Origin of the sequence: Paenibacillus sp. B01, assembly GCF_009649995.1 — a bacterium.
Lineage (GTDB): Bacteria > Bacillota > Bacilli > Paenibacillales > Paenibacillaceae > Paenibacillus_O > Paenibacillus_O pasadenensis.
Genome location: NZ_CP045802.1, coordinates 760,374 through 771,699, shown reverse-complemented (window position 1 = coordinate 771,699; position 11,326 = coordinate 760,374). Strand labels below are relative to the sequence as shown.

The window sequence follows — 11,326 nt, the reverse complement described above, 5'->3', positions numbered from 1 at the left end:
CCTTGCCCCTCCCACCGGTCAGCCGTTATGCTGCAGCCGGCTGCGATATTCGCTCGGCGTCTTTCCGGTATTCCGCTTGAACAGCTCGGAAAAATAAGCCGGATCGTTATAGCCGACAAGCTCGACGATCTCGTAGATCTTATAGCTGTTGTCCATCATCAGCTGCTTGGCCTTGTCCATGCGGATCGAGGTCAAATATTTCAGGAACGTTTCGTTCCGCTGCTTGAACAAGGACGAGAGATGGCCGACGGAGACATAGACGTGATCGGCGACTTCCTTGAGCGTCAAGCTGCGGTTGTAATGCTCCATGATATAGCGCTTTGCTTCCAGCAGCAGGCTGCTGTCTCCTTCCGATTCCGTCGAAGGAGCATCGGCACGCTCATGCGAGGCCTCTCGGTTCGGCAGCCATTTCCCGGCGTTGCCGATATAGGCTCCGGGCGACGCAAAGGTCTCAAGCGCGCGCCTCGCCTCCGCGATCGATTCATCCAGCCGCAGCGGGTCGGACGTGCGGGGACCATGCGCCAGCGAGAAGGTGGATCGGAACAGGCCCATATATCGCTGCAACTGCTCCGGCAGCCCCATGAGCTCCTGCTCCCGGTCTCCTTTTGCAAGAAGAGCGACATTCCCCGTAGACGGCTCCAGCCAGTGGTACCCGCAGCCCTGCGAATCCCAGATATCGTCGAGAATATTGTCCAGCGCGAACGAAAGGAGCTTGCGATCTTTGTCGGAGACGGACGCGTCCGGACGCGCGAAACGATCCATTCGAAGCAGCGCGGCGGAGAAGTCGTCTCCATCCAGCAGAACCTCGCCCTCCGCCCCGTCCTGCTCCAGCAGGTCGCGGTCGACTCTCCCTTCGAACAGCCGCTGCAAAAAGCTTTTCCGCAGCACCTTGGACAGCTGTCCCGCCTTGCGCTTCAACACTTCCACGCGCCATTCATGCTGCTTCTGCTCGTCCAGGCGTCCGACGAGGCGAGCGAAAGCGCGCCTCATGTCGTCGAACACGACCGGCTTGAGCAAATAATCCGAAGCCCCGTTGCGAATAGCCTCCTGGGCATAGTCAAAATCGTTGTAGCCCGATAAAATGATGACCTTTATAAAAGGATATTGATATGACAGCGCTTGCATCAAAGCCAATCCGTCTAGGAACGGCATGCGGATATCGGTCAGCACGATATCGACCGGCTTCTCGGCGATCGCCTGCAGCGCCTCCAGCCCATGCGCGCAGACGCCGGCCGGCTCGATGCCCAGCCGCTCCCAGTCCCAGCCTGCCAGTCCTTCCCGGATCTCCTTCTCGTCATCCACAATCAGCAGTCGATACATGGGTTCACCTCTTGGCCCGGAGTTTGGCAGTAATTATACCTCAATCGAATGGCCTCATGTAGAAGGAGATCCTTCCTTTCTGCACGCCGAGTGTGCAAAATCGCGCCATCTGGTCGAGCGGACGGCAAAAAGCCGCGATCCGTCTCCGGAGAAACGGACCGCGGCTTGCCTTGATCGTTCTTGCTTGAAAGCATGCGCGCTTCGGCACGGGCCGACAATGATGCCGTCAGCGATCGGCGGGATTGAGGATCGCCATCACCTGATGATCCTCCCAGACGCCGTTGATCTTGACGTTTTGGCGGGCGATGCCTTCCTTGTGGAAGCCGGCCTTCTCCATCGTGCGGATGGAGCCCGGATTGCGCGGCGAGGCCTCGCCGGTGACGCGGTGGAAGCGCAGCTCCTCGAAGGCGTAGCGGACGACCTGCTTCAGCGCCTCCGTCATGTAGCCCTTGCCGTTATGCGCCTGGTCGAGGTTGAAGCCGACCATGCAGCTCTGGAGCAGGCCGCGCGCCACGAACGACAAGCCGATGCTGCCGATGACCGACTCGTCCGCCCGCAGGCAGATGACGAACGAATAGCGCGTGTCGTTCTCGTGCTGGGCTTTGGAGGTGCGGATCGACTCGAGCTGATGCTCCTCCGTATAGAATTCATCGCCCGGCGCGGGCGAGAACTGCTCGAAAAAGGCGCGGTTCCGGCGATACAGATCGGCCAGCTGCGCGGCATCGGATTCCTCTGGATAGCGGATGAATACGTTTGATTCCGACATGTTCATTCTCCTTCGAACGATTGGATTAACCGCATAGAGGATAAGCCTGATGTAGGATCATCCTCATGAAGGGTTAACCGCATTATAGCATCGATCTCAGGTCCAAGCCCGCTCAGCCGCGCCTTTTGCGCATCGCCATGCCGATGCCCGCCGCGATCCACAGGAAATAAGCAGCAAAAAGCCCATGCGGCCTGCCGCATGGGCTTGCTCTTCGCCCGCCTACCTCTCCGTCCCGGAGAGGATCGGCCGTTCCTTCGCCGCTCCCTGGCCGCCGTCGGCGGCCGCAGGAGGCCCGGCTGCCCGGCCGCCGGGCAGCAGCCTCGTGACCGCCGGGACCGTCTCGGCGACGAGCCTGCCTTCGCGGAACACATGCCGCGGCGCCGGGCGCAGCCGGATCAGCTCGCTCTCGTCCAGCGCGTCGAAGAGCAGGAACGACGCCGGATCGCCGACGCGCAAGCCGGCCGCTCCGTCCGCCGGCTTGCCGAGCCCCATGGCCGCCCGCGCGCCCGAGGCGATCATGCCGATCAGCGCGCGCAGCTCCGAGCGGCCGCTCATATGGGCCAGATGCGCCGCCATATGGGCCGCGTCGAGCGGATTGCCCGTGCCGAGCGGGTAGAACGGGCTGCGGATGTCGTCGTGGGCGAGCGCGACGTTCACCCCCGTTTCATGGAATTCCTTGATGCGGGTGAGCCCCCTTCCTTTCGGATAGCCGTCGCTGCGCCCTTGGGTCACGCTGTTGATGAGCGGACAGGCGACGATCGACAGGCCCGACTGCCGGACGAGCGGCAGCAGCTTTTGAAAATACGGCTCGTTGTAATAGGCCGCCGCGTTGGCATGCGCCGCCGCGACCCGCCCGCTCCCGCCCAGGCCGGTCGCCAAGGCGAGCGAGGCCGCGACCTCGAGGAAGCGGGACTGCCCGTCGTCCGTCTCGTCGCAGAACAGATGCACCTGCGCGCCGCTCCGCTCGGCCAGCGCGAACGCCGCGCGCAGCGAGGCGACGCCTTCCTCGCGCGTGCGCTCCAGATGCGGCACCGCCGATACGCCGTCGGCTCCGAGGCGGAGCGCCTCCCGCATCCGCTCCAGGTTGGACGGACACGACTCGATCCCGTCCTGGGGAAAGGCGATCGCCTGCAGGCGGATCCGGTCCCGCCACCGCTCCTTGAGCTCAAGCACAGCCCGCAGGGCGGTCAGCTGCGGATCGCCGATGTCGACCATCGTCCGCAGCTCCAGCACGCCGTAGCCGAGGTACAGCTCCAGCGTCCGCTCGGCCCGCTCCAGCACATCCTCGCGGGTGAGGGCGGCTCGGCGCGAGCTCCAGATGCCGATCCCCTCCGCCAGCGTGCCGCTCTCGTTCCAAGCCGGCATGCCGGCGGTGAGCGCGGTATCCAGATGGACATGAGCTTCCGCGAACGGCAGCAGCAGCAGCAGTCCGCCGGCTTCGAAGCGCCGCTTCGCCGGCGCCAGCCGAAGCGCGCTCCCCTCCGGCAGCGGCTGCCCGGCCGCTGCCGGCTCTGCGGCAAGCGCTCCGACCGCCGCGATGCGGCCGTCGACAATGCCGATATCGACGGCGCCGCCGCCGGGCAGGCGGGCATTCGTCAGGAGCAGGTCATAGGGTATGGTCATTGAACCGCCTCCATCGTCATGGGCTCGGCAGGAACTCGTTCGTGAACACGCCGTCGATCGGCTCGGCTTCCGTCAGCAGGCCGATCTCGACGAGCTGCCGCTGCAGCCCCTCCCAGATGTCCTTGCTCATGTAGCCGACTCCGTTCGTCTCGGCATCGCCGCCGTAGACGAGCGGCTCCAGCGCCTTCGTGCCGAAGGCCATCGCTTCGAGCTTCAGATCCGGATTGCTCTTCTGCATGACGAGATTGATCTCCTCGGCGTTGTCGCGGTAATAGTTCCAGCCCTTCACGGATGCCTCGACGTACGCCTTGACCCGGTCCGGATGCTTCTTGAGGTAGTCCTCCGTCGTGTAGAGGACGTTGCCGTACTGCTTGTAGCCGAGGTCGTAGTTGAGGAAAGAGTCGACCGCGACGCCTTGCTGCTCCATCGTATAGGGCTCGGAGGTGACGTACATCTGGGTGGCCGAATCCGGATCGTCGACGAAGTTCGCGAGCGAGCCGGTATACTTCATCTCCTCGACGCCGTCGAGCTTGTAGGCCCGCTTCAGGTATTCCCAGAACGCCACGCCGCTGCCCACATAGACCTTATGGCCGTTCAGCTCGGACACGTCCTTGTACTTGCCTTTGTGGTACATGATGCCCTGCGGGTTTTTCTGGAACGTGGCGGCGATCGCGACGAGCGGGATTCCGTTCTGGCGCGCCAGCAGAATCTCGTCCGCCTGCCCCATGCCGAACTCCGCCTTGCCGGAGGCGACGATCTGCGTCGACGAGATGCCCGGGCCGCCGGACTGGATCGTCATGTCGAGGCCCGCTTCCTTGTAAAAGTCCTTGGCGAGCGCCGCGTACTGCCCGCCATGCTCCGGCTGGGCGAACCAGTTCGTCACCTGCGTCACCTTGGCGAGCTCGGCCGGCGGCGCGGACGCCTCCGGCGCAGCCGTCGCCGAGCCGGACGGCGACGGAGCCGCCCCGTTCGAGCTTCCGCCTTCATTGCCGCCGTTCGACCCGCATGCGGACAACGCCATGGCCGCCGCCAGCGCCGCCATCCCTGCCGCTTTCCTCATCGCCTTGCTTGCCGTCTTCCGATTGTCCATGTTCTTTTCCTCCCCGATCTATAGGTTCTTTCCGACAATCGCTTCCGCTCCGGCCGACAGCTCCTCGCGCCGCAGCACCGAGGCGCTGATCCAGCCGCCGCGGCGGCAAACCCAGCGCGATGACGGCAGCTCCTGCAGCAGCTCCTCGCCGGAGGCGGCGCCCAGCACGACGAACGATGCCGCGCAGCCCGGCGCGACGCCGTAATTCCGGACGCCCGCCAGCGCGGCCGGAGCCTCGGTCAGCATCCGCAGCACCGTCCGCACATGCTCCTCTCCGGCCAGATGCGCGGCATACGCGCCGATAAGGCCGATCTGCAGCAGGTCGCCTTTGCCGAACGGATGGAACGGATCCTGAATGTTGTCGGAGGCGGCGGCGACCGTGACGCCTGCCTCCAGCAGCTCCTTGACGCGGGTGAGGCCGCGCCGCACGTTGCCCCGGTCGCCCCGTCCCTGCAAATACAGATTGACCGCGGGCAGCGTCACGGCGCCGACGCCGGCCTCCCGCATGCCGGCGATCAGGCGCTCCGCGTCCTCCTGCGGCATCGCCGACAGCGAGCACAGATGGCCCGCCGTCGCCCGGCCGCCGTAGCCATGCCGCCGGACGGCGTCGCAGAACAGCCCGATCGTCCTCATCTGCGGGTCGTCGGTCTCGTCGAGATGCAGGTCGACGGGCCGGTCCGCTCCCGCCGCAAGCGCCAGCGCCCACTCGATGCCAGCGCCCGGATCGTCTGTCAGATGGGGGGCTCCGCCGATTCCGTCGACCCCCATGCGCAGCGTTTCCCCGGCGAACTCGCTCAGCTCCTCATGCCGCCGATGCTCATACGCGAACATCGGAAACAGCTGGAGGTCGACGATGTCCCGCAGCGACTCCCTCGCCTCGAGCGCCGCCTCGACTGAGCGCATCGCCACGTCGCGGCCCAGATGCAGCGGCACGTCGAGATGGGTGCGCAGCAGCAGGCTGCCGTAGGACGCCGCCGTCCGCGCGCCGCGCATGATGCGCTCGCGGAGCTCCTCCTTGGAAAACCCGGCGACATGGGCGCGATAGTTGTCGATCGCCTCCCGCAGCGTGCCGGAGCGGTTGCGGACGGACGGCAGCGAGTACGCCTTGTCCAGATGCAGATGGACGTCGACGAACGCCGGCAGCAGCGTCCGCCCCTGCAGATCGACCGTCGCCGCTCCCCGCAGCTCGCCGAGCCCCGCCTGGCCGATCGGCAGCGCCTCCGGCGCCGCCAGCCATCCTTCCTCCTGCCGCTCGACGCTCCTCCAGGCTCCGTCCTCGAGGACGAGACGGTGCAGGCGGCCTTCCTCCTTCAGCGGCAGCCGTGCGTTGACAAGCTCGATCCTGCCTTGCTCCATCGGCTCTCCTCCTCTCCTCGCAGCGGCCTGCGGCGGCCGCCGCGGCTCTCCCTGCGCTTCAACCTTCCGACGAGTTCAGCTCGGACTCGTGCCAGGAGCTGAGCAGCCATTTGGACAGCCGGCTGACGAGCAGGAAAAAGGCGATGCCGAGCAGCGAGGCGGCAAGCCCGCAGGCGAACAGATACGCGGTCTGCAGGCGCGCGGCGGCGACGGTGATCGCATAGCCGAGGCCGCCCTTGCCGCCGCCGATGCCCGCGATGTACTCGCCGACGATCGCCCCGATGACGGCGAGCGTGCATGATATTTTCAGCCCGGCCACGATGAACGGCAGCGCGGCGGGCAGGCGGAGGCGGAACATCGTCTGCAGCGGGGAGGCGTTGTACAGATGGAACAGGTTCTTCATGTTGTGGTCCGTGGAGTTGAGGCCGATCAGCGTGTTGGAGAGCATCGGGAAAAAGCCGATCAGGAAGGCGATGATGACGATGGCGTTCATGCCGGCGCCGAACCAGATGACGATGATCGGCGCGATCGCGACGATCGGGATCGTCTGCATGACGATGGCATACGGGTAGATGCTCCGCTCCACGAGCTTGGAGCTGGCGAGCGCGATCGCCAGGCCGACGCCGAGCAGCACGCTGAGCAGGAAGCCGAGCACCGCCTCCGACATCGTCGTGTAGACGGATACCCACAGGTTCGAGGCGTTGGCCGACGCGGCGGCGACGATGTCGGACGGCTTGGGCAGCAGGTACGGCTTCATGCCAGCCAGCCGGCAGAACAGCTCCCAGCCTCCGATGACGACGAGGAACGCGACGGCCGGCGGCAGCGCCGAGCGCAGCCTGGCGGCGAGCCGGGACGTCCGCCCCGCTCCGGGAGCGGCGGCCGCTCCGTTCGGGGAAGCGCTCCGCAGCGGCAAGGCGATGCTTTCGGCAGCGATCTCCTCTCTCATCGTCCATCCCCCCTTGCCGATCCGGCGACCGGCAGCTGCAGCTTGCCGGGATTGAGCAGCCCCTTCGGATCGTTGGCCCGCTTGGCGGCGAGCATCGCCTCGAGACGGCCGCGGCCGCCGGATTCCAGCTTGTACGTATGCGGATCGTTGATGCCGACGCCGATCGACTCGCAGAAGGCGATGATCTCGTACAGCCGCTCCTCGGTCGTATAGCGCACGATCGGCAGCGCCGACGGCATGACCGTGCCGCCGGAGCGGACGAACTCCAGATGGAGCAGCAGCTCGTCGCCGAAGCGCGACTTCAGCTCGGAGATCTGCTCCATGAACCGGATCGGATCGAACCCGGCCTGCAGGTAGGTGAGCGTCGGATCGGCGTTCAGCGCCCAGAGCGTCGTATGGTTCCAGGTGAAGTCGGACAAGCCGATGCCCTGGCGATAGCGGTCCGCGGGCACGGCGTAGCCGATCCGGCCGCCCTCGGCCTCGGCGAGCGCGGCCAGCGCCGCCTCATTGCCCTCCTCGACCTCCAGCAGGCAGGCGGCCGCTCCGCTTTCCAGCTTTTTGACGAGCGGCTTGAAAAAGGACGGGATCGGCCACTCGACCGGCGCGACGAGCCGCTTGCGGATCGAGTCCGTCAGGCTGAGCGCATAGCAGAAGCGGCAGGCGGCCTCGAACTCGTCGAACTGCGCGACCGCCTGGCTCCACTCCGTGCGCTCCGCGATCGGCAGCGTCAGCTCGGTCAGGACGCCGTTCGTGCCGTAGTTGTGGATGTACGCCTGCAGCTCCGCTCCTTTGACGACGAGCCGCCGCGGCGACTCCTCCATCGTCCAGACGACCGCCTCCAGCACGTTGCCGTCCCACAGATTGCCGTAGGTGATGGAGCCGATGCCGCCGGAGCCGCCGCAGACGAAGCCGCCGACCGTCGCCTTCATGAACGTGCTCGGATAGATGCGCAGCTCCTTGCCCTGCTCGCGCAGCCGTTTCTCGAGCGCGCCGAGCCGCACGCCGGCCTGGACGCGGACGAACGCGTCCGTCGCCTCCAGCACCGCGTCGAGGCGGCTGAGATCGAGCACGAGGCCGCCGTCCAGCGGGACGGCCTGGCCGTAGTTGCCCGTGCCCGCGCCGCGCGTCGTCACGGGAATGTCATGGCGATAAGCGTAGGCCAGCACTTCGGCGACCTCCCGCTCGGCCTCCGGCTGCACGATGCCGTCGGCTCTTTTGCCGCGCAGCAGCGGCTCCAGCACGGGCGAATACCAGTAGTAGTCCTTGGACAGCTTCTCGCGCTGCTCCTCTCCGAGCAGCAGCCGCTCCTCTCCGACGATGCCGGCCAGGCCGGCCGACCATTCAGGCTTGACGGTCATGGACAAGTCTCCCTTCCAATCTATGGATTCGTTGCGCCAGGGCAGGACGGCTCGCGGTCAATGCTTCAGCGCTTCCGAGACGGAGCGGACAAGCTCGCCGAAGCGCGGGGTCGTGCGGAACGAGGCGTCGCGGGGAAAAGGCACGGGGACGTCGATCGTCGCGGCCACCTTGCCGGGGCGCGGCGTCATGACGACGACGCGGGTCGAGAGGAACACCGCCTCGAACACGTTATGCGTCACGAACAGCACGGTCATCTCCTTGTTGCGGCTCCAGATGTCCAGCAGCTCGAGCTGCAGCGTCTGCCTCGTGATCTCGTCGAGCGCGCCGAACGGCTCATCCATCAGCAGCAGCTTCGGCTTCGAGACGAGCGCGCGGGCGATCGACACGCGCATCTTCATCCCGCCGGACAGCTGCCTCGGCATCGCCTTGACGTAGTCCTTGAGGCCGACCAGCTCCAGCGCCTGCTCCGCCTCCTCCCGCCGCTGCTTGCGGGACATGCCGCGCAGCGCGAGCGGCAGCGACACGTTGTCGACGACCGAGCTCCACGGGAGCAGCGTATGGTCCTGGAACACAAAGGCGGTGTCGCTCTGCTTGCGCGCCTGCTGCGGACTCGTCCCCATCACCTCGAGCGTGCCGCCGGTCGCGCCGGACAGCCCGGTAATCAGCTTGAACACGGTCGACTTGCCGCAGCCCGACGGGCCGACGAAGCAGAGGAACTCGCCTTCGCGGACGGACAGATCGACCTCCTGCAAAGCCGTCGTGCCGTTCGGATACACCTTGGACACCGAATCCATCCGAACCCATTCTTTCGTAGACGCCATCGCTTCCATGCCTATCGCCTCCTTGTTGCGGATGCCCGAGCCTCAGGCTCGGAGAGACTCCATCTCGAACGCCGCGATCGTCGTCAGCGCCTCCGCCAGCCGCGGCCCGGCCAGCTCCAGCATCGCCGCGCCGCGCTCCGCGGTCGCCGCGGTGGCGTCGCCGGCGGCGCCGCTCGCCGAGATGTCGTCCATCACCCAGGCGAACGACTTGGCGCGGAAGGAAAAGTAGGGCAGCTGCGGGAAGCGCGGCATTTCCCGCGGCGCCAGCTCCGGATGGACCCAGTCCGGGCACACCGCCAGGACGAGCGACGTCTCCACGTCGCCGGCATGGATGCCCGCCGCCTTTTCCTCGTCGCTCGTGAACGAATCGCTGTACCCGACCGCGCCCGGGTCGAGCCGGAACACCGCCAGCCCCGTCGCGATGCGGATCTCCCGCGCCATCATGCCGAGCAGGTCGGCGTTGCCGCCATGCGTGTTGAACAACAGCAGCTTGCGGAACCCGGCGCGCGCCAGCGATTCCGCGATGTCCTGCAGCACAAGCATCAGCGTCTGCGCGGACAGCGTGATCGTGCCCGGATGTCCTTTATGCTCGGTGCTCTTGCCGTAGGCGAGCGACGGCAGCAGCCAGATCGGCGCCTCGTCCGGCAGATGCTCGAACGCCGCCGCCATCATCGCCTCTCCGATCAGCGTGTCGGTGAACACCGGCATGTGAGGGCCGTGCTGCTCGACGGCGCCGACCGGCAGCACGACGAGCGCGTCCTCCTTGGGCAGCGCCGCGATTTCACGGCTCGTCAGCCGCGGCAGGAAATGCCGCTCGTACGCCTTGCCTTCATAACGGAATGCCATCTCTCCCGCTCCTTTTATGTCATATAGTCTGACATATATCTGTTTTTTTCGGCTTGAATGCCGTTTATCCGGCCTGGATGAAGGCCGTTCCCCCTTCCCTTCTTTTCGATCATGTGTGGTTTCCTGACATCTATATCTCCCTTATATCACAGAGAAACATGCTTTGGCTAGCTCTTTTTCACATTTTCGAACATCCATTATGTTCATTTTCGTGCTGACAACCGCTTGCACTCACGCTATAATGCAAACAGAACGCAAGAGTCGAACGCAGGGCTGCTGCGGAAAAAGGAGGATATCGATCATGCTCATGGGAACGAGACAGCATGAAATCATGAAGCTGCTCGAGCTCAGGCAGCAGGCGACGATCGCGGAGCTGGCGGAGGCGTTCCAGGTCTCGCAGATGACGATCCGCAGGGATCTGGAGCAGCTGCAGGCGGAGGGCAAGATCCAGCGCTCGCATGGAGGAGCGGTCAAGGTGCAGCGCTTCATGGGCGCCGGCTACGACCAGCGGGCGAGCGAGAACCGCTCCGAGAAGCTGGCGATCGCCCGGGCGGCGGCGAGGCATGTCGAGGACGGGATGAGCATCATTCTGGATGCGGGGACGACGATCGCGGCGATGGTCGGCGAGCTGGAGCGGTTCAAGGGGCTGAAGATCATCACCCGCGACCTGCATACGGCGCTGCTGCTGTCCGACGAGAAGCGCTTCGGCAGCTTCGACGTGTACTGCACGGGCGGCAGGATCAGCAAGTGGGCGTACAGCCTCGACGGCATCTACGCCGAGAAGATGCTCGGCTCGGTCACCGTCGACGCGGCGTTCCTCACCTGCGAGGCCGTGTCGCATGCCAAGGGCGCGATGGCCTGGTCGCCGGTGCTCGTCGGCCCGCGCGAGGCGGCGATGAACGCCGCCGCCAAGAGCTATCTGCTCGCGGACGCCGACAAGTTCAGCTACAGCTCGCTCGCCATCTTCGCCCCGGCGGACGGCTTCGACGAGATCATCACCGACGACCGGCTCGACGAGGCGGAGGCGGACGCCTATCGGGCCGCCGGCATCGCGCTTCATGTGGCGAAGGCGGAGCAGCCGGTCTAAGGCGCGCATCGGGGCAAGAGCAATTTTGTGCTATTCCCCGACTTTTTTTGTTGTGGGAAACGACGAGGACATTCCCCTATGATAGGGAGAAAAGGGCGTTCCTTACGTTCAT

At 65.6% G+C, this 11,326-nt stretch carries 10 protein-coding genes; 1 reads left to right on the top strand and 9 read right to left on the bottom strand.

Features of this window, described 5'->3' with window-relative positions; translation table 11 throughout:
- Positions 1–18 precede the first annotated feature (18 nt).
- From GE073_RS03455 to GE073_RS03415, 9 genes are all read right to left on the bottom strand, one after another.
- Positions 19–1,320: a response regulator gene (locus GE073_RS03455; RefSeq protein WP_153782760.1), complete on the bottom strand. Its 1,302-nt coding sequence runs from the start codon at positions 1,318–1,320 to the stop codon at positions 19–21.
- Positions 1,321–1,546: 226 nt separating this feature from the next.
- Positions 1,547–2,086 carry a GNAT family N-acetyltransferase gene (locus tag GE073_RS03450; protein WP_153782759.1) on the bottom strand — a complete coding sequence of 180 codons (540 nt, stop codon included), beginning with the start codon at positions 2,084–2,086 and terminating at the stop codon, positions 1,547–1,549.
- Between the two features lie 219 nt (positions 2,087–2,305).
- The gene (locus GE073_RS03445; protein ID WP_153782758.1) at positions 2,306–3,709 is read right to left on the bottom strand and encodes an amidohydrolase family protein; all 1,404 of its coding nucleotides are present in this window, start codon (positions 3,707–3,709) and stop codon (positions 2,306–2,308) included.
- 16 nt (positions 3,710–3,725) lie between these two features.
- Positions 3,726–4,799, bottom strand: coding sequence for an ABC transporter substrate-binding protein (locus GE073_RS03440; protein ID WP_228551248.1), 1,074 nt, complete (start codon positions 4,797–4,799; stop codon positions 3,726–3,728).
- Positions 4,800–4,817: 18 nt separating this feature from the next.
- Positions 4,818–6,155: an amidohydrolase family protein gene (locus tag GE073_RS03435; RefSeq protein ID WP_153782757.1), complete on the bottom strand. Its 1,338-nt coding sequence runs from the start codon at positions 6,153–6,155 to the stop codon at positions 4,818–4,820.
- Positions 6,156–6,213: 58 nt separating this feature from the next.
- The gene (locus GE073_RS03430) at positions 6,214–7,101 is read right to left on the bottom strand and encodes an ABC transporter permease (RefSeq protein WP_153782756.1); all 888 of its coding nucleotides are present in this window, start codon (positions 7,099–7,101) and stop codon (positions 6,214–6,216) included.
- Entirely contained in the window at positions 7,098–8,459 is a 1,362-nt protein-coding gene (locus GE073_RS03425; RefSeq protein WP_052333491.1) for an FAD-binding oxidoreductase, read from the bottom strand. The genes GE073_RS03430 and GE073_RS03425 overlap by 4 nt, the downstream gene beginning before the upstream one ends.
- Before the next feature lie 57 nt (positions 8,460–8,516).
- On the bottom strand, positions 8,517–9,290 hold the full coding sequence (locus GE073_RS03420) for an ABC transporter ATP-binding protein (protein WP_028600045.1): 774 nt from the start codon (positions 9,288–9,290) through the stop codon (positions 8,517–8,519).
- Between the two features lie 33 nt (positions 9,291–9,323).
- A complete protein-coding gene (locus GE073_RS03415; RefSeq protein WP_153782755.1) occupies positions 9,324–10,127 on the bottom strand; it encodes a creatininase family protein in 804 nt (267 codons plus the stop codon).
- Between the two features lie 301 nt (positions 10,128–10,428).
- On the opposite strand from GE073_RS03415, the gene GE073_RS03410 reads away from it, so the two are divergent.
- A complete protein-coding gene (locus GE073_RS03410) occupies positions 10,429–11,214 on the top strand; it encodes a DeoR/GlpR family DNA-binding transcription regulator (protein WP_194843255.1) in 786 nt (261 codons plus the stop codon).
- Positions 11,215–11,326: the final 112 nt, after the last annotated feature.

Coding starts and splice junctions, on each gene's coding strand:
- GE073_RS03455 (WP_153782760.1), bottom strand. CDS start 1,320: ATGTATCGACTGCTGATTGTGGATGACGAGAAGGAGATCCGGGAAGGA.
- GE073_RS03450 (WP_153782759.1), bottom strand. CDS start 2,086: ATGTCGGAATCAAACGTATTCATCCGCTATCCAGAGGAATCCGATGCC.
- GE073_RS03445 (WP_153782758.1), bottom strand. CDS start 3,709: ATGACCATACCCTATGACCTGCTCCTGACGAATGCCCGCCTGCCCGGC.
- GE073_RS03440 (WP_228551248.1), bottom strand. CDS start 4,799: ATGGACAATCGGAAGACGGCAAGCAAGGCGATGAGGAAAGCGGCAGGG.
- GE073_RS03435 (WP_153782757.1), bottom strand. CDS start 6,155: ATGGAGCAAGGCAGGATCGAGCTTGTCAACGCACGGCTGCCGCTGAAG.
- GE073_RS03430 (WP_153782756.1), bottom strand. CDS start 7,101: ATGAGAGAGGAGATCGCTGCCGAAAGCATCGCCTTGCCGCTGCGGAGC.
- GE073_RS03425 (WP_052333491.1), bottom strand. CDS start 8,459: ATGACCGTCAAGCCTGAATGGTCGGCCGGCCTGGCCGGCATCGTCGGA.
- GE073_RS03420 (WP_028600045.1), bottom strand. CDS start 9,290: ATGGAAGCGATGGCGTCTACGAAAGAATGGGTTCGGATGGATTCGGTG.
- GE073_RS03415 (WP_153782755.1), bottom strand. CDS start 10,127: ATGGCATTCCGTTATGAAGGCAAGGCGTACGAGCGGCATTTCCTGCCG.
- GE073_RS03410 (WP_194843255.1), top strand. CDS start 10,429: ATGCTCATGGGAACGAGACAGCATGAAATCATGAAGCTGCTCGAGCTC.